The sequence below is a fragment of the Actinomadura opuntiae genome, from assembly GCF_030283205.1.
Lineage (GTDB): Bacteria > Actinomycetota > Actinomycetes > Streptosporangiales > Streptosporangiaceae > Spirillospora.
In genome coordinates, this window is the sequence record NZ_JASNWF010000004.1 from 485916 (window position 1) to 506639 (window position 20724).

Genomic DNA, 20724 nt, shown 5'->3' on the forward strand with positions numbered 1-20724 from the left:
GGTGTGTCGCCAGGGACCGAGCCCTGCTCGAGGTCCCGTCCACCCAGGCGCGCGGTGTCCGGACTGTCGTTCGCTCCCCGGTGGTGATCCACCTTGACCGCGCCAGTCGCGTCGAAACCCCATGGTAGCCGCCCGCGCGGCGCCGAGTGGCTCGCGGAAACCGCCGCCAAGTGGCCCTGCCGGACGCCCGGCGCCCCCTCCTAGCGTGGACGCCATGAGCGACGAATGGTTTGCCCTGCCCGTCCTGACCGGACGTTATGTGCGGCTTGAGCCCCTCTCCCTGGACCACGTCGACGGCCTGTTCGAGGCGTCGAAGGACCCGTCGGTGTGGACGTGGCTGAGCGAGCGGCAGCCGGCGAACGCCGACGCCGTCCACACCATGGTCAGCAAGGCCCTGATCGCGCGGGACAAGGGCGTGCGGCTGCCGTGGGCGCAGATCGACGCGGCGACCGGGGAGGTCGCCGGGACGACGTCGTACTACGAGATCTCCCCGCAGAACCGGGGCCTGTGCATCGGGCACACGTGGCTGGGCACGCGCTGGCAGCGGACGGGTTTCAACACCGAGTCGAAACTGCTGCTCCTGCAGCGGGCCTTCGACGATCTCGGCGCGATCCGTGTGGGATGGCACACGCACGCCCGCAACGAGCGGTCACGGGCGGCGATCCAACGGCTCGGCGCGTCGTTCGAGGGCATCCACCGCAAGCACCGGATCCGCGAGGACGGGTCGGTCCGCGACACCGCCGTCTTCGCGATGACCGACGACGACTGGCCCGCGGCGGCGGAGGCGCTGCGCGCGAGGCTGCGCTAGCGGACGGCCGCTAGTCGTCGGCGCGTTCGCGGCCGGCGAGGAGGCGGTCGGTGCCGTGCCAGCCGAGCTGCCCGGCCAGCAGCGCGGCGAGCACCGCCGCGACCAGGCCGACCAGCTGCCGCGACTCCATCACCAGCGAGTTCGCCTGGCCGACATGGGCGACCAGGAAGGTCGTCAGCGAGTCCATTCGCGCTCCTCCACGGACGATCGCGCCGAGGTCAAGAAAACGTCATGGGGCGCGGCCAGCCAGAGGCTACCTCCCGCGAGGGGATGCAAAATCCGGGCCCGGCGGACGGGAAACGTCGCGCCGGGCCCGGATTCCTGCCGATCAGTGGAAGAAGTGCCTGGTGCCGGTGAAGTACATCGTGACGCCGGCCTTGGTCGCGGTCTCGATGGCCAGCTCGTCGCGGATCGAGCCGCCAGGCTGGACGACGGCCTTCACGCCCGCCTCGATCAGCACTTGCAGACCGTCGGGGAACGGGAAGAACGCGTCGGACGCGGCGACCGAGCCGCGCGCCCGCTCCTCGCCCGCCCGCGCCACCGCCAGGCGCGCGGAGTCGACCCGGTTGACCTGGCCCATGCCGATGCCGACGGTGGCGCCGCCGGAGGCCAGCAGGATCGCGTTGGACTTGACGGCGCGCACGGCCCGCCACGCGAACGCCAGGTCGCGCAGGGTGTCCTCGTCGGCGGCGTCGCCGCACTTGAGCTCCCAGCCGGACGGGTCGTCGCCGGGCGCGTCGATGCCGTCGACGGTCTGCACGAGCAGCCCGCCGTCGATCCGCCGGGACTCGGTGGCGCCGCCGGGGGCGTCCGGGCAGATCAGCAGCCGGGTGTTCTTGAACCGGTCCTTCAGCACGGCGACGGCCTCGTCGTCGAAGGACGGCGCGGCGACGACCTCGGCGAAGCTGCCGGTGACCAGCCGGGCCATCGCGGCGGTGACCGGCCGGTTCACCGCGATGACGCCGCCGTAGGCGGACGTCGGGTCGCATTCGAGGGCCTTGCGGTAGGCCTCGGCGGCGTCGGCGCCGACCGCGATGCCGCACGGGTTCGCGTGCTTGATGATCGCGACGCAGGGGTCGGTGAAGTCGTGGGCGGCGCGGCGGGCGGCGTCGGTGTCCACGTAGTTGTTGTAGGACATCTCCTTGCCGTAGATCTGCTCGGCGCCCGCGAGGCCCGTCTCGCCCGGCACCCGGTACAGGGCGGCGCGCTGGTGCGGGTTCTCGCCGTACCGCAGGGTGTTCGACCGCTGCCACGTCGCGCCGATGAAGTCGGGCCACTGGGTCTCGGCGGCCTGCTCGTCGGGCGCGTACTCGCTGGCGAACCAGGACGCCACGGCCACGTCGTAGGACGCGGTGTGCGCGTAGGCGAGGGCGGCGAGGCGGCGGCGCTGCTCGATCGTGAACCCGCCGGCCTTCACCGCGTCCAGGACGTCCCCGTACGCGGACGGGTCGACGACCACGGCGACGGACGCGTGGTTCTTCGCGGCGGCGCGGACCATCGTCGGGCCGCCGATGTCGATCTGCTCGACGCACTCGTCGGGCCCGGCGCCGGACGCGACCGTCGCGGCGAACGGGTACAGGTTCACCACGGCCAGGTCGAACGGCTCGACGTGCAGGTCGTCGAGCTGCTGGAGGTGGTCCTCCTTGCGCCGGTCGGCGAGCAGGCCCGCGTGCACCTTCGGGTGCAGGGTCTTGACCCGGCCGTCCAGGCACTCGGGGAACCCGGTGAGCTTCTCCACCTTCATCACCGGCACGCCGGCGGCGGAGATCCGGCCCGCCGTCGACCCGGTGGAGACGATCTCCACCCCGGCCTCGTGCAGGCCCCGGGCCAGCTCCTCCAGCCCGGTCTTGTCGTACACGCTGATCAGTGCGCGCTTGATCGCCACCCGACTCACCGGCCGAGCTCCCCTCGTTCCGTCTGACCTGGACTGCCGGACGTTCCGCCGTCCGGCGCGGCGCCGCCGGACGTGCCGTCGCCGCAGGTTCTGCACTTCATCGAGACCCGCCGCCCCCGCGTGGTCCAGCCGTCGCGGGCCAGCCGTCCGACGACGTCGACCAGGAGCCGGCGCTCCACCTGCTTGATGCGCTCGTGCAGGGAGTCCTCGTCGTCATGCCAGCCCACGGGGACGGTCTCCTGGGCGATGACGGGTCCGGTGTCCACGCCTTCGTCGACGAAGTGAACCGTACAGCCCGTGACCTTGACCCCGTACGCCAGGGCGTCCCGTACCGCGTGCGCGCCGGGGAACGAGGGCAGCAGCGCGGGGTGGGTGTTGACGATGCGGCCGCCGAACCGGGCCAGCACCTCCGGGCCGAGGATCTTCATGAACCCGGCGGACACCACCAGGTCGGGCTCGTGCTCGGCGATCGCGGCGGCGAGCGCCCCGTCCCACGCGGCGCGGGACGGGAAGTCGGGGATGCGGAGGGTGAAGGTGGGCAGCCCCGCGCGCTCGGCGCGCTCGGTGCCGCCGATCCCGTCGCGGTCGGCGCCCACGGCCACCACTTTCGCCCCGTAGGCTGGATCTGCGCAGGCGTCGAGCAGCGCTTGTAGGTTGGTCCCCGCGCCGGAGACGAGGACGACGAGCCGGGCGGACACCATGACTCCCTTGTGGACGGTGGGGTGGACGGTGGGGTTGTCGGCATTCGGCACGAAGCCTATCGGCCCTGTTCGGCGCGGTTGAATCCACGGTTGGGAGGAAGCGGACGTGAGCGAGCAGCCGGGACGCCCGGCGCATCCCGTCGAGCAGGGGCGGGATCCGGCGGGGCCGCCCCCGGGCACTCCCCTGGGCCCTCCGCCGGGGCCGCCACCGGTCGAGCGGACCGGGTGGCGGGCCCTGTGGCTCGGCATCGTCGCCCTGCTGACCTCGGTGTTCTTCTACCCGCTGGGGCTGGTGCTGGGCGTCGCCGCGCTGGTCATCGGGATCAGGGCGCGGCGCCGGGCGCGGGCGGCGCGCGGCGCGGCCCCGGGCGCGGTGCCGGGCATCGTGCTCGGCTCGGTCGGGCTGGTGTTCTCCGCGCTGTCGGTCGCGCTCACGGTGTTCCTGTGGCCGGAGCTGAGCGGGTACCAGGAGTGCCTGGGGGCCGCCAACACCGGCACCGACAAGACGGCCTGCAAGCACGAGTACTACCCGAAGATCGAGAAGAAGCTCGACCTTCCCGCGGGCAGCATGGACAAGTACGGCGACCTGCTCTGACGCACTCGCCGCACTGACCTGCTCGCGGGCCTACTCGCGGGGCTCGTCGCGCAGCACGTAGATGGCGCCGCCGCGGTTCTCGGTGCGCTCGGGGTCCTCGCGCGGCGGCGGCACGGGATCGGGCTCGGGGTCCTCGAGGATGTGGCCTTCGAGGACGACCTTGCCGTCCCGCTCGTCCAGCTCGTTCGGCTCGTTGGGCTCGGCCGGCCGGGGTTCCGCCGGCTCGGGGTCCGCGGGCTCGGGCTCGACGGGCTCGGGCGCCGGCTCGTCGGCGATCAGCTCCGGCAGCGGGTCGGCGGCCCGGCCGCGAGCGCGCGGCCTTCGCGGCGCCAGCACCGGCTCGGCCTCCTCGAACTCCAGCGGGTCGGGCACGTAGGGCGACGGGCGCGAGACCGGCGGCTCCTCGACCGCGACCGGCGGCTCGTCCGGGACGGGCGCCGGCTGCGGGACCGCAGCCTCCGGCAACCGGGCCGCGGGCCGCCGCGCCTTGCGCTTCTTTCGCTTCTTCGGACGCGGCGGCGCCTCCTCGCCCTCCGGCCGCCGCATGATCCGCCAGTTCGCCGCCCACGCCGCGATCGCCGCGGAGATCCCCACCTCCAGCGCCGCCAGCAGCCCGACCTGCCACGCCGACGGGCCGACCGTCGCCATCCGCCCGCCGCCCAGCGGGCCGCCCGACAGCGCCGCCAGCAGCGCCACGACGGCGCCGGTCAGCGCCCCGGACACGAACCCCCACAGCGGCGCCGCCTCCGAGGTGGCGCTCGGCATCGTCCGGATCGTCAGGACGCCGCCGACCGCGCCCGCCGCGAACGGCGCCGCCAGCGCCAGCAGCGACACGGCGGGCGCCGGGCCGGCCTCGGGCAGCGCCGCCAGCGGCGGGAACGCCGGGACCGAGTCCAGGAACACCCCGGTCGGCGACACGCTCGTCCCGGCGCCGACCGCGAACCCCGGCCCGACCGCGTACGCGACGCCCCAGATCACCGCGTTCGGCAGGAACGCCAGCTCGACCATCAGCAGCAGGACGCCGCCGACGATGCCGGGCGCGAGCAGGTCGTACAGTCGGTCGGACTCGGACATGTGCATGGCCAGCGACCCGCCGACCAGCACCGCGCCCGCCGCCAGCAGCACCGCCACCGACCCGGCGACCCCGATCACCAGCGACCTCGGGCGGTCCGGCAGCAGCCGCAGCAGCGCGCCGAGCCCGGACCGGACCCGCCGCCCGCGCGCCTCCGCCGCCACCTGCGCCGCCACCACGGCCCGCGCGGCGCCCAGCCCGCCCGCGATGACCGCGACGAGGAGGCAGCCGACGAACGCCTGCCAGGCCGACGGATGCACCTCCGGCGCGGACGCGGCCAGCGCCAGCAGCACGGCCAGCAGCGCGTACGGGACGGCCAGCGCCGCCGCCACGTGCACCACCGCGATCCGGGGCCGTGCCGGCAGCCCGACGCCGCGGATCATCCACGCGCCGCCCCGGTACAGCAGCGCCCCGGGCAGCACCAGCAGGCCCAGCGGCAGCAGCCCGACCCGCCCGTGCCCGTAGGAGAACCCCGCGTGGTGGGAGACGAGCCAGAAGTTCACGGCCGTCCGGAACACCCCGGACAGCCCGTGCCCGAGCGCGGTCCTGGGCGCCGCGACCCAGCCGAGCAGCGTCACGGTCGTCAGCACCGTGAGCCCGATCCCCACGCACCACAGCGACGCGACCAGGCCCGTCACGTACAGCGGCCGCCCGTTGCCCGGCGCGGGCGCGGGCCGCGGCTTCGCGGGCCCGCGCCGGGCCGCCTCGCGCGGCCCGCGCGGCGTCCCGGCGGCGCCCCTGGCCGCCTGCGTGGTCACGCGCTGTCCCCGGCTCACGTCGCTCACGCGCACCATGCTGGCACCACGCGCGCCGCGCGTTCCGCGTGTCGCCCGGCGTGTCGCCTTTGTCGGTCCGATGCCCGGCCCGCCCGCACGACGAAAGACGCCCGGACGACGAAAGACGCCCGGGCCGCGCGGGGCGGCTCGGGCGTCTTTCGGTGCCTGATCGGGGCGATCAGAGGTTCTTCATGATCTCCCGCATCAGGACGGCGGTCTCGCTCGGAGTCTTGCCGACGCGGACGCCGACCTTCTCCAGGGCCTCCTTCTTCGCCTGCGCGGTGCCGGCGGAGCCGGACACGATCGCGCCGGCGTGGCCCATCGTCTTGCCCTCGGGCGCGGTGAACCCGGCGACGTAGCCGACGACCGGCTTCGTGACGTTCTTCTCGATGTAGGCGGCGGCGCGCTCCTCGGCGTCGCCCCCGATCTCACCGATCATCACGATGGCGTCGGTCTCCGGGTCGTCCTGGAACGCCTTGAGGGCGTCGATGTGCGTGGTCCCGATGATCGGGTCGCCGCCGATGCCGACGCAGGTGGAGAAGCCGATGTCGCGCAGCTCGTACATCATCTGGTACGTCAGCGTGCCCGACTTCGACACCAGGCCGATGCGGCCGGGGGTGGTGATGTCGGCCGGGATGATGCCGGCGTTGGACTTGCCGGGCGAGGCGATGCCGGGGCAGTTCGGCCCGATGATCCGGGTCCTGTTGCCCTTGGACTCGGCGTACGCCCAGAAGTAGGCGGTGTCGTGCACCGGGATGCCCTCGGTGATGACGACGCAGAGCGGGATCCCGGCGTCGATCGCCTCGACGACGGCGTCCTTGGTGAACTTCGGCGGGACGAACACGACCGACACGTCCGCGCCGGTCTCCTGCATCGCCTCCTTGACGGTGCCGAAGACGGGCAGCTCGGTGCCGTCGAAGTCCACGGTCGTGCCGGCCTTGCGGGCGTTCACGCCGCCGACGACCTTGGAGCCGGCGGCCAGCATGCGGCGGCCGTGCTTGGAGCCCTCGGAGCCGGTGATGCCCTGGACGATGATCTTGCTGTTGTCGGTGAGCCAGATGGCCATTGTCATGCACCTGCCGCGGCGAGTTCGGCGGCACGCTTGGCCGCGTCGTCCATGGTGTCGACCTGCTGGACGCCGTTCAGCCCGGCGTCGGTCAGGATCTTGCGTCCGAGCTCGGCGTTGTTGCCGTCCAGGCGGACCACCAGCGGACGGTCGACGGCCTCGCCGCGCTCGGCGAGCAGCTTGTAGGCCGAGACGATGCCGTTGGCGACGGCGTCGCAGGCGGTGATGCCGCCGAAGACGTTGACGAACACCGACTTGACGTCGGCGTCCGACAGCACGATCTCCAGGCCGTTCGCCATCACCTCGGCGGACGCGCCGCCGCCGATGTCGAGGAAGTTCGCGGGCTTCTGGCCGCCGAACTCCTCGCCGGCGTAGGCGACCACGTCCAGGGTGGACATGACCAGGCCCGCGCCGTTGCCGATGATGCCGACGGAGCCGTCGAGCTTGACGTAGTTGAGGTCCTTGGCCTTCGCCGCCGCCTCCAGCGGGTCGGCCGCGGCCTTGTCCTCGAGCCTGTCGTGCTCCTGGCGGAACCCGGCGTTGTCGTCGAGGGAGACCTTGCCGTCCAGCGCCTTCACCTGGCCGTCGGCGGTGAGGATCATCGGGTTGACCTCGACCAGCGTGGCGTCCTCGTCGGTGAACACCGCCCACAGCCGCTCGATCAGCTCGGCGGCGCCGTCGAGCGCCTCCTCGGGCAGCCGGCCCTGCTCGGCGATCTCGCGGGCCTTGGCCCGGTCCACGCCGTCCAGCGGGGAGAGCGGCACCATCGCCAGGCGGTCGTGCGGGACCTCCTCGATCTCCACCCCGCCCTCGACCGAGCAGATGGACAGGAAGGTGCGGTTCGCGCGGTCGAGCAGGAAGGAGAAGTAGAACTCCTTCGCGATCGCCGAGCCCTCCTCGACCAGGACCTTGTGGACCGTGTGGCCCTTGATGTCCATGCCGAGGATCCGGCCGGCGAGCGTCTGCGCCTCCTCGGCCGAGTCGGCCAGCTTGACGCCGCCGGCCTTGCCGCGGCCGCCGGTCTTCACCTGGGCCTTGACGACGACCTTCTTGCTGCCGGCGGAGAACAGCTCCTCCGCGATGGCACGGGCTTCCTGGGGAGTATGGGCGACCTTGCCGGTGGGCACCGGTACCCCGTACTCGGCGAAGAGTTCCTTCGCCTGATGTTCGAACAGGTCCACGAGGGCGTCCTTTAACGGATCGACAGCCAGATGACCACGCGAGTGGGGGTACACGGGTGTCCGTGCGGCCGGCACTCCGCGGTCCGCTCCGTCGATGCAGCCTAGTCAACCCCGGTCCGTGCTGCCGCCGCCGGGTCCATTTGTCGCGCCGAGTCCGGAAACCGCAGGTGCGGGCGGTGCGGCGGCGGGCGCGTCCGGCCCCGAGGACGATGAGCCGATTGGCATAGTTTGATGTACTTGAGCGAGGCCAGGGGGGAGACGGGGGCCATGGGGGACGAGCGGGGCGACGCGCGCACCGCCGTCGTGCCCGCGCCCGCCGGGATCGTCTCCGCCTGGGGCCGCGGCCCGTCCGCGCGCCGCCGCAGGCGCCGGGTCCGCCGCGCCGCCGCGTTCCTGGTCGTCGCCGCCCTCGTCGCCGTGGCCGGGGCGAACGTGCCGGAGCCGGAGGCGCCCGGCTGGGCGAGCCCCGGCCTGGTCGGCGGCGGCGGGTGGCCGTTCGCGGGCGTCCCGCTCGACCCGCAGGACGCCGACGGCGCCGCGTACCTGCCCGACAGCTCGGCCGTGAGGCTCGCGGACGGCCGGGTGGAGCTGATCCCGTCCGGCGGGGACACCCCGGTCGTGGTCGCGGCGGACGACCCGCGGGTGGCGCAGGCGGTGCGGTCCGACAGCGCGTGGCTGGCGTCCGGCGCCGTCCCGGAGGGCCCGCCGGACTCGGGCTTCCGGGACATGGCGGCGCGGGCGCTGCTCGACCTGCGGCTGCTCACCCCGCCGAACGGCGCGACGCTGGCGTCCTGGTACGGGGCGTGGCGGTACTCGTGGCCGCGCGACTCGGCGTTCGCCGCCGCCGCGTTCACCGTGACGCGGCATCCGTCGGAGGCGCGGCGCGTCCTGCGGTTCCTGGCCCGCGTCCAGACCGGCAACGGGGTGTGGGCCGCGCGGTACAACGCCGACGGGACGGCCGTCACGGACGGCCGGGCGCCGCAACTCGACTCGCTGGGCTGGGTGCTGTGGGCGAGCTGGCTCTACCGGACGGAAAACCCGGACGCGGGCGAGATGCCGGACCTGTGGCCGATGGTGCGGCGGGCCGCCGACCATCTGGCCGGATCGCTGGACGCGGAGGGCCTGCCGCCCGCGTCGTCGGACTACTGGGAACGCGACCACGGGCGCGAGCAGGACCCGCGGCGCCCCACGCTCGGCGTGGTGGGGCCGGTGCTGGCGGGCCTGCGGTCGGCGGCGGCGCTCGCGCGGGGCTACGGCCGGGCGGGCGAGGCGGCGCGGTGGGGCGCCGCCGCGCGCCGGGTGTCGGCGGCGCTGGACCGGCAGTTCGCGCCCTACGGCTACCCGCGCTCACCGGTCGAGGACGGGCTGATGGACACGTCGGTGACGTTCATCGCGCCGCCGTTCGCGCCGGCGGACCCGGCCGTGACCACGGCCGTCGCGGACGCCGAGCGCAGGCAGGCGCTGCCGAACGGGGGCGTGCTGCCGGGCGAGAAGTGGTCCGGCGATCCCGACGCCGCGTGGACGCCGGAGACCGCGCTGTTCGGGCTGTCGGCCGCGGCGGGCGGGCGCGCGACCGAGGCGATCGGACGGCTCGGCTGGCTGTCGGCGCACCGGACGTCCCTCGGCGCGCTGCCCGAGAAGGTCGGGCCGTCGGGCCGCCAGGCGGGCGTGGCGCCGCTGGGCTGGACGGACTCGCTCGTCCTGCTGACGCTGTCGGCGCTGCGCGACCCGCTGCCGGTCCCACCCGCGCCCTGACGGCCGTTCCGGTCAGGTGAAGTACTCGTAGCCCATCTTGAGCACGAGCGCCGCGACGACGCACAGCAGAACGACCCGGACGAACCCGGCGCCGCGGCGGATCGCCATCCGGGCGCCGAGCTGCGCGCCGACGGCGTTGCAGGCGGCCATCCCGAGCCCGATCGCCCACAGCACGTGGCCCTGCGCCGCGAACACCACGAGCGCGCCGAGGTTGGTCCCCGCGTTGATGATCTTCGAGGTGGCGGACGCGTCGACGAAGTCCATGCCGAGCAGCGCGGTGAACGCGATGACCAGGAACGTCCCGGTCCCGGGGCCGACGAGGCCGTCGTAGAAGGCGATCGCGACGCCGGGGACCAGGATCGCCGCGGCGACCCGGCGGCGGGTGCGCAGCACCAGGCGGGGGACGCGGCCGAGGTCGGGCTTCAGCACGACCAGCGCGGCGACGGCGAGCAGCACCACCATGATCAGCGGTTTCAGCACGTCGGAGGAGATCGCCGCCGCGCACAGCGCGCCGCCGGCGGCGCAGCACACCGCCAGGCCCGCCGCCGGGCCGGCGATCCGCACGTCCGGCTTGGCCTTGCGGGCGTAGGCGATCGCCGCCGAGGTGGTCCCGGCGATCGAGCCGAGCTTGTTGGTGGCGAGCGCCGTGGCGACCGGCTGGCCGGGGTTGAGCAGGAGCAGCGCGGGCAGCTGGATCAGCCCGCCGCCGCCGACCACCGCGTCGACCCAGCCCGCCGCGGTGGCGGCGACCAGCATCACAAGCACCTGCTCGGCGTGCACGGGGGCTCCCGGGGGTAATGGGTGTTCCAGGTATGACCATAACGCCCCGGAACACCCCGCCCACCATCACGCCCCCGGCGGATGCCGATCCCCTCAGGTGGTCCGCTCGTCCGCGAGCACCGCCCAGACCTCGTCCATGACCGGTGCCGCGACCCGAATGCGCTTCAGTGCCGATCCGGGGCGGTCGCCCACTCGCCGCGGATCATGACGGCGGTGACGCGGGCCAGAGCCCCGATGTCGGTGAGCGGATCGCCGTCGACGACGACCAGGTCGGCGTCGTGGCCGGCGCGCAGCAGCCCCTTGCGGTCGCCGAGACCGCACTCCTCGGCCGCGCGCGACGTCGCCGACGCCAGCGCGTCGGCGGCGGGCACCCCGCCCGAGACCAGGCACGCGATCGCCGACGGCAGGATGCCGTGGGCCTTCCCGGCGCTGATCCCGCAGTCGGCCCCCGAGACCAGCCTCACCCCCGCGCGGTACATGGCGGCGGCGTGCCCCTCGCGGTCCTCCAGCCTCATGCCGAACCGCGTCAGCATCGCCAGGACGGGACCGGCCGGTTCCACCCCGGCCGCCTTCCCCAGCGTCGGGCAGACCGTGATCCGCTGCCGGGCCAGGGCGTCCAGCAGTTCCTCCGGGATCCGGACGCCGGACTCGGTGAGGCACGTGCAGTGCTCGATGCCGTCCGTCCCGGCCCGTACGGCCTGCTCGATCGCGGCGAGGCCGTGCGCGTGGACGGTCACGGGCAGCCCGGCGCGGTGCGCCTCCTCGACGATCAGGCGCAGGTCGTCGTCGCCGAACTGGCAGAGCGAGACCTCCGTGCCCGCCGTCATGACGCCGCCGCTTCCCATGACCTTGACGACGTCCGCGCCGCGCTCGGCCCGCTCCCGCACCGCCGCGCGCAGCCCGTCCGGGCCGGACGCCTCGCCGCCCATGGACCAGCAGTGGCCCTGCGGGCAGGTGATCGGCGGCCCGGCGGCGACGATCTGCGGGACGGCCCGCTCCGGCCCGCGGTCCCGGCGCTCCAGCACCGTCCAGTGCCGGTCGCCGAGGTCCCGCACCGTCGTCACCCCGGCCGCCGCCTGGTCGCGCAGGGCCCGGTCGATGACGGCGCCGAGTTCGGCGCCGGTGTAGCCGGCGAGCCGGTCCAGCGCCCCGTTCCGGCTGTCGCCGCACAGGTGGACGTGCATGTCGATCAGGCCGGGCAGGACGGTGCCGCCGGGGAAGTCGGCCACCTCCCAGCCGTCCGGAACGGGCGCGGTGGCGGGCTCCACGCCGCGGATCCGGCCGTCCTCCACGAAGACGGCGGCCCCGCCGTGCAACTGCCGTACGCCGTCGAATGCGCGTCCTGCCCGTACGACCGGCATGGGATGCCCCCGTTCCTCGCCCCCTGCCACCATCATCGCCCGACCAGGGCGGACGCGGACAGGTTCCTCAGGTTCGTGGCCGGATGAGGGCGGCGGAGGCGACGGTGAGGACGAGGAGCGCCGCCGCGATCGCGAAGGCGGCCTGGGCCGCGGACGCGGGGCCGTGCGGCAGCGCGCGGAAGAACGCGGTGCCGAGGACGGCGATGCCGAGCGTCCCGCCGAACTGCTGGACGGCGTTGAGCAGCCCCGCCGCCGACCCCGTCTCCTGCGGCAGCACCCGCGACAGCGCCGCCGTGAAGAACGGGACGGTGAACAGCCCGTTGCCGGCCCCCGCGACGGCCAGCGCGCCGAGTAGCGGCCACGGGTAGGAGTGCGGGTAGGCGTGGTAGGCGGCGATCGCCGCGCCGACCCCGGCCAGCATGATCGCGAGTCCGGCGAACATGAGCCGCGGGCCGAACCGCGGGACGAGCCGCGCCCCGGCGAGCCAGGACGCCGCCGCCATCGCCGCCGACCAGGGCAGCAGCGTGAGCCCGGCGTTCAGCACGTCCCGTCCGAGGCCGAGCTGGATCTGCAGGACGACCACGACCATCAGCCCGTTCATCACCGCGAAGAACAGCGTCGAGGTCACCAGCGCGGCCGGGAAGCCGCGGTCGCCGAACAGGCTGGGCTCGATGAGCGGGTCGCCGGCCCGGCGCTGGTACAGGCCGAACGCGGCGAGCACCAGTACGCCGCCGGCGAGCATCGCCCACATCCAGGCCGGCCAGCCGTCCGAATTTCCTTGGATCAGCGGGTACACCAGCAGTGCGGCGCCGGCGACGGCGAGGACGGTGCCAGCGACGTCCAGCCGGGGGCGCCGCTCCGCGCGGTCCTCCCGCAGCACCGGCACGGCCGCCAGCACGGCGACGGCCAGCGGGACGTTCACCAGGAACGCCGCCCGCCACGACACCGCGTGCGTCAGGACCGCCCCGAGCACCGGCCCGCAGATCGCCGCCAGCCCCATCACCGGCCCGATGCTGCCGAGCGCCTTCGCCATCTCGCGGCCGTCGAACATCGCGCGGATCAGCCCGAACGTCTGCGGGATGATCAGCGCGGCCGCCGCGCCCTGCACGGCCCGCGCCGCGATCAGCGCGCCCGCCGCCGGCGCCAGCGCGCAGCACAGCGACGCCGCCGCGAACCCGGCCACCCCGGCGGCGAACATCCGGCGGCGTCCCGCGATGTCGCCGAGCCGCCCGCCGGTGATCAGGAGAACCGCGAACGGCAGCGTGTAGGCGGCGCTGAACCACTGGATGGCCGACTCGCCGCCGCCGAGGTCGCCCCGGATCACCGGCGCCGCGACCTGCACGATCGTCGCGTCCAGCAGGTTCATGGCCTCCGCGACCAGCAGCGTCGCGAGGGCCGCCCACCGCCACCGGTACGCGCCGTCCGCCCGCGTCTCCTCTTGCACCTCTTGCGCCCGCATGGCACGTCCCCTTTCGGTTTCGTGCCATAGCCTCGGCGTGAGGCCACACTACCTTCCAACTACAGCGCACAGATGGCGGGTATCTTCCATCCAGTCCCGTCGAAATGAGGGATCGTCATGCTGGACGACCTGGACCGCGCGATCATCCACGCGCTCCACATCGACGGGCGCGCCCCGTTCAGCCGCATCGCGGACGTCTGCGGCGTGTCCACCCAGACCGTGGCCCGCCGCTACCGCAGGCTGCACGCGGAGGCGGGCCTGCGGGTCGTCGGCGTGCCGAACCGCGACACCGGCCCCGAGACGCAGTGGACGATCCGGCTGACCTGCACGCCGTCCGCGGCGCAGACCCTCGCGCACGCGCTCGCCCGGCGCCCCGACACCTCCTGGGTCAAGCTGACGTCCGGCGGGACGGAGATCTTCGCGATCGTGCACGTCCCGGACGGCCCGGGAGACAAGGAAGGCACGGACGCCCCGCATGCGATGCTGCTGCGCGACGTCCCGCGCCGCGCCGGGATCACCGCGATCTCGGCGCACTGCATGCTGCACACCTACCTCGGCGGCCCGACGGCCTGGCGCGGCCGGACCCGCGCGCTGACCCGCGAGCAGCAGGAACGGCTCGCCCCGCCGGCGCCCGAACCGGCCGTGGCGGCCGATCCGCGCCCGCTCGGCGCCGCGGACCGCGCGCTGCTGGAGGTCCTGCGGCACGACGGCCGAGCCGGCCACACCGACCTCGCCGCCGCGACCGGCTGGTCACAGGCGACGGTGGCGCGCCGCCTCGCCGGGTTGCGCGCTCGCGGCACGCTGTTCTTCGACGTCGAGGTCGACTCCGCGCTGCTCGGCGGCACCACGCAGGCGCTGATCTGGATGCAGGTCGAGCCCGGGCGGCTCGACGACGTCGCCACCACCATCGCCGGCCACGACGAGCTCGCCGTCGTCGCCGCGACGACCGGCCCCACGAACCTGCTGGCGCAGGCCCTCTGCGCGGGCCCCGCCGACCTGCACCGCTACCTCACCCGCGAGCTCGGCGCCCTGAACGGCATCCGGACCATCGAGACCGCCCCCGTGCTGCGCACCTTGAAACGCGCCGGCGCACTCAGAGCTTCTCCACGGGGGCGAACCGCAGGACGAGGCGCTTGATCCCGTACCCGCCGCCGAAGCCGACGTCGGCGGCGGGCCGCCCGCCGTGACCCGAACGTGACGGGCGGTCAGAATGATCAACCAGAGCGGCGACGACCTGGAGGGCGCATGGGACGCGTGAAGACGACCGGCTACGGATGGACCGGTTCGGTCCTGCCCCTCCTCGGCCTGGTCGGCGGCGCCCCGCTCGGCATCGCCGTCGGCACGGCGCTGGGGGCCGAGGACGTCCTCATGCCGCCGGCCGCCGGCGTCCTGGTCGCCGAGCTCCTCGCCGCGACGGCGATGTTCCTCGTCGGCCTCGCGAAGAACAGCACGCGGACGTCCCAGGGCCGGGTGTGGACGAACACGCACAAGTACGGCAGGTACGGCGTCCAGTGGTCCGGCGTGACCCTCGCCCTCGCCTGCGCGGCGCTCCCGTTCGCCGTCACGGTGGAGAAGCTGACCCGGCGGGGGCTCATCTGGGCGGGGCTGGTGGTGGCGGTGGCGGCGACAGCCGGGATCAGCCGGCTGATCTACGTCAAGACCTGCGCCGTCGCCACCGACGCATGAGGGCGGCGATACAAGGCGTCGGCGCGCTCAGAGCTTCTCCACGGGAGCGAACCGCAGGACGAGGCGCTTGACCCCGTACTCGCCGCCGAAGTCGACGCTGGCGGCGGCCTTGTCGCCGGCGCCGTCCACCGACACCACCGTGCCGAGACCGAAGGAGTCGTGGGTGACCTTGTCGCCCGGCGCGAGGGACGGGACGTCGCGGTTGCCCGGCGACCTCACACCCGGGCGGGCGGCCATCCGCGACATCGCCGACGAGGACGTCGACGACGCCTCGCGCTCCCACTCGACGAGCGTCCCCGGGACCTCGCCGAGGAACCGGGACGGCGGGTTGACCTGCGGCGCGCCCCACGAGCTGCGCATCGTGGCACGGGACAGGTACAGCCGCTGCCGCGCGCGCGTGATGCCGACGTAGGCGAGGCGGCGCTCCTCCTCCAGTTCCTTGGGGTTGCTCATGGCGCGCAGGTGCGGGAAGACGCCGTCCTCCATGCCGGTGAGGAACACGACGGGGAATTCCAGGCCCTTGGCGGTGTGCAGGGTCATCAGGGTGACGACGCCCTGGTCGGTCTCCGCGGGCTGCTCGCCGGGCGGGACGGGCCCGCCCTTCGCGCCGCCGGGGATGGAGTCGGCGTCGGCGACCAGCGCGACCTGCTCCAGGAAGTCGGGCAGCCGGCCCTCGGCGGACTCGCCGTCGAGGCGCTCCTCGAACTCGCGGGCGACGGCCTCCAGCTCGTGCAGGTTCTCGACGCGGGTCTCGTCCTGCGGGTCCTTGGATGCCTGCAGCTCGGCGAGGTAGCCGGACTTGTCGAGCACCTGGACGAGCAGGTCCGCCGGGGTGAGCGACTCGGCGGCGGCGCGCAGCTCGTCCAGCAGCAGGACGAACTCGCGGACGGCGTTGATCGACCGGGTCGCCATGCCGGGGACGTCCTCGGGGACGCGCAGCGCCTGCCAGAACGTGATGCGCTCGCGGGACGCGTAGGCCTCCACGCACGCCTCGGCGCGGTCGCCGATGCCGCGCTTCGGCACGTTCAGGATGCGGCGCAGCGAGACCGTGTCCTCGGGGTTGGCGAGGCAGCGCAGGTAGGCGAGCAGGTCGCGGATCTCCTTGCGCTCGTAGAAGCGGACGCCGCCGACGACCTTGTAGGGCAGGCCGACGCGGATGAACACTTCCTCGAACACGCGCGACTGCGCGTTGGTGCGGTAGAAGATCGCGACGTCGCCGGGCCGGGCGTCGCCGGCGTCGGTGAGCCGGTCGACCTCGTGCGCGACGAACGCGGCCTCGTCGTGCTCGTTGTCGGCCACATAGCCGATGATCTTGCTGCCCTCGCCCTGGTCGGACCAGAGCCGCTTCGGCTTGCGGTCGGCGTTGCGCTCGATGACCGCGTTCGCCGCCGACAGGATCGTCTGGGTGGAGCGGTAGTTCTGCTCCAGCAGGATCGTGGTGGCGTCGGGGTAGTCGCGCTCGAACTCCAGGATGTTGCGGATCGTCGCGCCGCGGAACGCGTAGATCGACTGGTCGGCGTCGCCGACGACGCACAGCTCGGCCGGCCCGACGCCCTCGACCGGCGCGGTCAGCTCCCGGACCAGCTCGTACTGCGCGTGGTTGGTGTCCTGGTACTCGTCGACCAGGACGTGCCGGAACCGCCGCCGGTAGTGCTCGGCGGCCTCCGGGAACACCTGCAGCAGGTTGACCGTCATCATGATCAGGTCGTCGAAGTCCATCGCGCCGGCCTGCTGCAACCGCGCCTGGTACATCTCGTAGGCCTCGGCGAGCGTCTGCTCCATGTGCGTGGACGCGCGGTTCTTGAACGTCTCGTAGTCGATCAGCTCGTTCTTCAGGTTCGACACCTGGGCGCTGAACGACTTCGGCGGATACCGCTTGGGATCGAGGTCCAGCTCGCGACAGACCAGCGCCATGAGGCGCTGCGCGTCGGCCTGGTCGTAGATCGAGAAGCTCGTCGGGAACCCGAGCCGCTTGGCCTCCCGGCGCAGGATCCGCACGCAGGCGGAGTGGAACGTCATCACCCACATGGCGCGCGAGCGCGGCCCGACGAGGGCGTCGACGCGCTCCTTCATCTCGGCGGCGGCCTTGTTGGTGAAGGTGATCGCGAGGATCTGGCCGGGGTGCGCGTCCCGCTCGCCCAGCAGGTGGGCGATGCGGTGGGTGAGCACGCGGGTCTTCCCCGACCCGGCGCCCGCGACGATCAGCAGGGGGCCGCCGGAGTGCACGACGGCGGCGCGCTGCTGCTCGTTCAGGCCGTCGAGCAAGGGGTGAGCTTCGGTCTTCGACATCACGTGCGAGTGTACGGCGCGGCGCGGACGTTTTCGGCTCCGTCGCCGACGCCCGCGGGTCACCGTCCGCTTCCCCGGGGGTCACGGGACCGGCTGAGGACGGGGTGACGGACGGCGCCGCACCCCGCGTCACGAGGGGCGCGGCGACCCGGCCGATCAGGTCTTGCGGTGCTCGCGGGCCGACTCGGCCGCGGCGTGCACCGCGGCCAGGCCGGCGCCCGTCGCGGCCATGGACGCGGCGGCGACCGCGCCCTCGACCAGCGGCGCGTCGGCGAGCAGGACGTTCTCGCCGTCGGCGTCCTCGATGAGCATCTTGGCGGTGAGCACGGAGCTGCCGATGTCGGCGAGCAGCAGCACGCCGTCGCCGCCGTCGGCCCGCTGGACGGCGTCCTCGACCAGGTCGATGCTGGTGCCGAGGCCGCCCTCGGAGTCGCCCCCGGCGGGCTCGACGACGGCCTTGCCGACGCCCATCGCGCGCGCCACCTCGGCGACGCCCTCCGCGAGCGTCCGGCTGTGCGAGATGATCACGATCCCGACCATGTGCTCAGGCCTCCCCGGCGATGTCGGCGAGCGCGCGCAGGATCAGGGCGGTGGACGACGCGCCGGGGTCCATGTGGTCGACGCTGCGCGGGCCGAGGTAGCTGGCGCGGCCCTTGCGCGCCTGGAGGGGGACGGTCGCGGCGGCGCCCGCGTCGGCGGCGTCGGACGCGGCGCGCACGCAGCCGGGCAGGTCCGCGCCGTCCGCCAGGGCCGCCTCGTAGGCGGCGACGGCCGGGGCCAGCGCGTCGATCATGGTCTTGTCGCCCTCGTTCGCCTGGCCCAGCTCCTGCACGCCGTCGAGGGCGGCCTTCAGGGCGGCGCCCAGCGCGGCGGCGTCCGCCTCGGGCGCGTCGCCGAGGGCCTTGCCGGCGCGGCGCAGCGCCGTCCCGTAGAGGGGGCCGGACGCGCCGCCGGTCTTGGACACGATGGCGCGCCCGGCGGCGACGAGCACCTTGCCGGGCGTGGCGCCGTCGGGGAGCGCGGCGACGGCGGCGGTGAAGCCGCGGTCGAGGTTGTGGCCGTGGTCGCCGTCACCGATCGCGGCGTCGAGCCTGGTCAGCCGCTCGGCGTCGGCGGAGATCAGCTCGGCGGCGTGCCGGATCCAGGACGCGAACGCCTCCCCGTCCATCATCGGCCCGTCCATCATCGGCCCCACCGCAGCGCCGGGGTCTCGACGGGCGCGTCCCAGAGCCGGGTCAGCTCGGGCGTCAGCCGGCACACGCTGATCATGCAGCCGGCCATTTCCAGGCTGGTCACGTACGGCCCGACCAGCGAGCGGGCGACCGTGGCGCCGTGCCCTTCGAGCCAGCGGGCGGCCGCCGCGTAGGCGATGTACTGCTCCATGAGCGGGGTGCCGCCCATCCCGTTCACCAGGACGAGGACCTCGGAGCCGGACAGCGCCATGTCCGCCTCGATCGCGCTGAGCGAGGCGTCCACGATCGCGTCGGCGGTGGCCAGCGGGACGCGTTCGCGGCCGGGTTCGCCGTGGATGCCGATGCCGAGCTCCATCTCGCCGTCCGCGAGCTGGAAGGTGGGCTCCCCCGCGGCGGGCACCGTGCACGGGGACAGCGCGACGCCGAACGAGCGGCTGCGCTCGTTGACCTCGCGGGCGACGGCGGCGACGGACGCCAGGTCGGCGCCCTCCTCGGCGAGCGCACCGGCGATCTTCTCGGCGAACAGGGTCGCGCCGGTGCCGCGCCGACCGGCGGTGTAGAGGCTGTCCTCCACGGCGACGTCGTCGTTGACGACGACCGAGGCGACCTCGATGTCCTCGTCCTCGGCCAGCTCCGCGGCCATGCGGAAGTTGAGGACGTCGCCGGTGTAGTTCTTGACCAGGTGCACCACGCCCGCGCCGCCGTCGACCGCCATCGTCGCCGCGATGATCTGGTCCGGCACCGGGGAGGTGAACACCTCGCCGCAGCAGGCCGCGTCGAGCATGCCGTGCCCGACGAACCCGGCGTGCAGCGGCTCGTGCCCGGAGCCGCCGCCCGACACCAGGGCGACCCTGCCGGTGCGCGGCGCGTCCGCCCGCACGACCGTGCCGTTCTCCGGATCGACCCGCAGCGACGGGTGCGCGGCGGCCAGCCCGCGCAGCGCGTCGGCGACCACGGCCGCCGGGTCGTTGATGAGTTTGCGCATGTCTCAGCTCTACCCCGGCGCGGCGCCGCGTCCCAGGCCCAATCACGATCTTCACGCGGCGGATATCGGGATGCCGGGGGCGGGCCGCGCGACATAGGTTGCGAGCGTGACCAAAGCGCCCACGTTCCTGTTCGACTGCGACACCGGCATCGACGACGCGATGACCCTGCTGTACCTGGCCTCGCTCGTGCGGGCGGGCGAGGCGGAGCTCGTCGGGGTCGGCACGGTGCACGGCAACATCGACCCGCTGACCGGCGCGCTCAACACGCTGCGCGTGCTGGAGGCCGCCGGGGTGAAGGCGGGCGAGCAGGGCGTGCCGGTCGCGGTCGGCGCCGCCCGGCCGATGGCCCAGGACGTCCACTACGCGCTCGACTGGCACGGCACGGACGGCCTGGGCGACACGCACCTGCCCGAACCGTCCGGGCGGCCGGTGGCCGAGTCCGCCGCGGCGCAGATCGTCCGGCTGGCGCGGGAGCGGCCCGGCGAGCTGACCCTGCTGGCGACCGGCCCGCTGACCAACCTCGGCGCGGCGCTGCTGCTGGACGCCGAGCTGCCGTCGCTGGTCCGCGAGGTCGTGGTGATGGGCGGCGCCTTCGGCCACCCGGGCAACATCACCACGCACGCCGAGGCGAACGTCTGGCACGACCCGGAGGCAGCCGACCTGGTGTTCGCGGCGGACTGGCCCGTCGTGCTGGTCCCGCTGGACGCCACCCACCCGACCGCCGTCCACGACGACTGGCTCGACCGGCTGGCGGCGCACGGCTCGCCCGTCGCGGCGTTCGCGGCCCGGATCCTGGAGTTCTACGCCGACGCCTACACGCCGACGCTGCGCCGCCGGGGCGCCGTCATCCACGACGCGCTCGCCGCGATGCTGGCCGTCGACCCCGGCCTCGGCGAGTACGTCCAGCGCCCGGTGCGGGTGGAGCTGCGCGGCGAGCTGACGCGCGGCACGACGGTCTGGGACGCGCGGTCCCTGCCCGCCGAGGACACGCGCCGTCCGGTGAAGGTCGCGGTCGGCAGCGACGTGGCGGCGTTCCAGGAGCGGCTCCTGGCGGCCCTGCTGTCGTTCTGACCGGTGACCGTCCCGGTGGCCGCCCCGGTGGCCGGCGGGTTCGCGGAAAGA

At 74.1% G+C, this 20724-nt stretch carries 19 protein-coding genes and 1 riboswitch; of the genes, 6 read left to right on the forward strand and 13 right to left on the reverse strand.

Annotated elements, in window-relative coordinates:
- Positions 1-34 precede the first annotated feature (34 nt).
- A riboswitch (ZMP/ZTP riboswitch) is annotated at positions 35-120 on the reverse strand.
- A gap of 94 nt (positions 121-214) precedes the next feature.
- Positions 215-808, forward strand: a complete 594-nt coding sequence (locus tag QP089_RS11025; protein ID WP_285911401.1) for a GNAT family N-acetyltransferase — start codon at positions 215-217, stop codon at positions 806-808.
- 10 nt (positions 809-818) lie between these two features.
- Here QP089_RS11025 and QP089_RS11030 read toward each other — a convergent pair whose 3' ends face one another.
- The 3 genes from QP089_RS11030 to purN all read right to left on the reverse strand — a co-directional run bounded on the left by QP089_RS11030 (position 819) and on the right by purN (position 3403).
- On the reverse strand, positions 819-995 hold the full coding sequence (locus tag QP089_RS11030; protein WP_285911402.1) for a hypothetical protein: 177 nt from the start codon (positions 993-995) through the stop codon (positions 819-821).
- Positions 996-1136: 141 nt separating this feature from the next.
- Positions 1137-2702, reverse strand: a complete 1566-nt coding sequence (gene purH / locus QP089_RS11035; RefSeq protein WP_285911403.1) for a bifunctional phosphoribosylaminoimidazolecarboxamide formyltransferase/IMP cyclohydrolase — start codon at positions 2700-2702, stop codon at positions 1137-1139.
- Positions 2699-3403 carry a phosphoribosylglycinamide formyltransferase gene (gene purN / locus QP089_RS11040; protein ID WP_285911470.1) on the reverse strand — a complete coding sequence of 235 codons (705 nt, stop codon included), beginning with the start codon at positions 3401-3403 and terminating at the stop codon, positions 2699-2701. Before purN ends, purH begins: the two co-directional genes overlap by 4 nt.
- 106 nt (positions 3404-3509) lie before the next feature.
- Here purN and QP089_RS11045 point away from each other — a divergent pair, with 106 nt between their 5' ends.
- Entirely contained in the window at positions 3510-3998 is a 489-nt protein-coding gene (locus tag QP089_RS11045; protein WP_285911404.1) for a hypothetical protein, read from the forward strand.
- Positions 3999-4028: 30 nt separating this feature from the next.
- Here QP089_RS11045 and QP089_RS11050 read toward each other — a convergent pair whose 3' ends face one another.
- From QP089_RS11050 to sucC, 3 genes are all read right to left on the reverse strand, one after another.
- Positions 4029-5855 (reverse strand): cell division protein PerM, encoded by a 1827-nt coding sequence (locus QP089_RS11050; RefSeq protein WP_285911405.1) that lies wholly within the window; start codon positions 5853-5855, stop codon positions 4029-4031.
- A 169-nt stretch (positions 5856-6024) separates the two neighbouring features.
- Positions 6025-6912, reverse strand: a complete 888-nt coding sequence (sucD, locus tag QP089_RS11055) for a succinate--CoA ligase subunit alpha (RefSeq protein ID WP_285911406.1) — start codon at positions 6910-6912, stop codon at positions 6025-6027.
- A gap of 2 nt (positions 6913-6914) precedes the next feature.
- A complete protein-coding gene (sucC, locus tag QP089_RS11060) occupies positions 6915-8093 on the reverse strand; it encodes an ADP-forming succinate--CoA ligase subunit beta (protein WP_285911407.1) in 1179 nt (392 codons plus the stop codon).
- A 237-nt stretch (positions 8094-8330) separates the two neighbouring features.
- On the opposite strand from sucC, the gene QP089_RS11065 reads away from it, so the two are divergent.
- Positions 8331-9848, forward strand: coding sequence for a glycoside hydrolase family 15 protein (locus QP089_RS11065; protein WP_285911408.1), 1518 nt, complete (start codon positions 8331-8333; stop codon positions 9846-9848).
- 12 nt (positions 9849-9860) lie between these two features.
- Here QP089_RS11065 and QP089_RS11070 read toward each other — a convergent pair whose 3' ends face one another.
- From QP089_RS11070 to QP089_RS11080, 3 genes are all read right to left on the reverse strand, one after another.
- Positions 9861-10628 (reverse strand): sulfite exporter TauE/SafE family protein, encoded by a 768-nt coding sequence (locus tag QP089_RS11070; RefSeq protein ID WP_285911409.1) that lies wholly within the window; start codon positions 10626-10628, stop codon positions 9861-9863.
- Between the two features lie 164 nt (positions 10629-10792).
- Positions 10793-11989: an amidohydrolase family protein gene (locus tag QP089_RS11075; protein WP_285911410.1), complete on the reverse strand. Its 1197-nt coding sequence runs from the start codon at positions 11987-11989 to the stop codon at positions 10793-10795.
- 67 nt (positions 11990-12056) lie between these two features.
- Positions 12057-13448, reverse strand: a complete 1392-nt coding sequence (locus QP089_RS11080; RefSeq protein ID WP_285911411.1) for an MFS transporter — start codon at positions 13446-13448, stop codon at positions 12057-12059.
- A gap of 117 nt (positions 13449-13565) precedes the next feature.
- Between QP089_RS11080 and QP089_RS11085 the strand changes: the two genes are divergently transcribed.
- Positions 13566-14585, forward strand: coding sequence for an Lrp/AsnC family transcriptional regulator (locus tag QP089_RS11085; RefSeq protein ID WP_285911412.1), 1020 nt, complete (start codon positions 13566-13568; stop codon positions 14583-14585).
- Between the two features lie 108 nt (positions 14586-14693).
- Complete coding sequence (locus tag QP089_RS11090; protein WP_285911413.1) at positions 14694-15134, forward strand: hypothetical protein; 441 nt, start codon at positions 14694-14696, stop codon at positions 15132-15134.
- A 27-nt stretch (positions 15135-15161) separates the two neighbouring features.
- Here the strand turns inward: QP089_RS11090 and pcrA are convergent, their stop codons facing one another.
- From pcrA to dhaK, 4 genes are all read right to left on the reverse strand, one after another.
- On the reverse strand, positions 15162-17423 hold the full coding sequence (gene pcrA / locus QP089_RS11095; protein WP_285911414.1) for a DNA helicase PcrA: 2262 nt from the start codon (positions 17421-17423) through the stop codon (positions 15162-15164).
- A gap of 156 nt (positions 17424-17579) precedes the next feature.
- Positions 17580-17963 carry a dihydroxyacetone kinase phosphoryl donor subunit DhaM gene (gene dhaM / locus QP089_RS11100; RefSeq protein WP_285911415.1) on the reverse strand — a complete coding sequence of 128 codons (384 nt, stop codon included), beginning with the start codon at positions 17961-17963 and terminating at the stop codon, positions 17580-17582.
- A 4-nt stretch (positions 17964-17967) separates the two neighbouring features.
- Positions 17968-18609: a dihydroxyacetone kinase subunit DhaL gene (gene dhaL, locus QP089_RS11105; protein ID WP_285911416.1), complete on the reverse strand. Its 642-nt coding sequence runs from the start codon at positions 18607-18609 to the stop codon at positions 17968-17970.
- Positions 18606-19601 carry a dihydroxyacetone kinase subunit DhaK gene (dhaK, locus tag QP089_RS11110; RefSeq protein WP_285911417.1) on the reverse strand — a complete coding sequence of 332 codons (996 nt, stop codon included), beginning with the start codon at positions 19599-19601 and terminating at the stop codon, positions 18606-18608. The genes dhaL and dhaK overlap by 4 nt, the downstream gene beginning before the upstream one ends.
- Before the next feature lie 106 nt (positions 19602-19707).
- On the opposite strand from dhaK, the gene QP089_RS11115 reads away from it, so the two are divergent.
- Complete coding sequence (locus tag QP089_RS11115; RefSeq protein WP_285911418.1) at positions 19708-20673, forward strand: nucleoside hydrolase; 966 nt, start codon at positions 19708-19710, stop codon at positions 20671-20673.
- Positions 20674-20724: the final 51 nt, after the last annotated feature.

Coding starts and splice junctions, on each gene's coding strand:
- QP089_RS11090 (WP_285911413.1), top strand. CDS start 14,694: ATGGGACGCGTGAAGACGACCGGCTACGGATGGACCGGTTCGGTCCTG.
- dhaK (WP_285911417.1), bottom strand. CDS start 19,601: ATGCGCAAACTCATCAACGACCCGGCGGCCGTGGTCGCCGACGCGCTG.
- QP089_RS11080 (WP_285911411.1), bottom strand. CDS start 13,448: ATGCGGGCGCAAGAGGTGCAAGAGGAGACGCGGGCGGACGGCGCGTAC.
- QP089_RS11075 (WP_285911410.1), bottom strand. CDS start 11,989: ATGCCGGTCGTACGGGCAGGACGCGCATTCGACGGCGTACGGCAGTTG.
- QP089_RS11025 (WP_285911401.1), top strand. CDS start 215: ATGAGCGACGAATGGTTTGCCCTGCCCGTCCTGACCGGACGTTATGTG.
- dhaL (WP_285911416.1), bottom strand. CDS start 18,609: ATGATGGACGGGCCGATGATGGACGGGGAGGCGTTCGCGTCCTGGATC.
- sucD (WP_285911406.1), bottom strand. CDS start 6,912: ATGGCCATCTGGCTCACCGACAACAGCAAGATCATCGTCCAGGGCATC.
- purN (WP_285911470.1), bottom strand. CDS start 3,403: ATGGTGTCCGCCCGGCTCGTCGTCCTCGTCTCCGGCGCGGGGACCAAC.
- QP089_RS11030 (WP_285911402.1), bottom strand. CDS start 995: ATGGACTCGCTGACGACCTTCCTGGTCGCCCATGTCGGCCAGGCGAAC.
- QP089_RS11085 (WP_285911412.1), top strand. CDS start 13,566: ATGCTGGACGACCTGGACCGCGCGATCATCCACGCGCTCCACATCGAC.
- dhaM (WP_285911415.1), bottom strand. CDS start 17,963: ATGGTCGGGATCGTGATCATCTCGCACAGCCGGACGCTCGCGGAGGGC.
- pcrA (WP_285911414.1), bottom strand. CDS start 17,423: ATGTCGAAGACCGAAGCTCACCCCTTGCTCGACGGCCTGAACGAGCAG.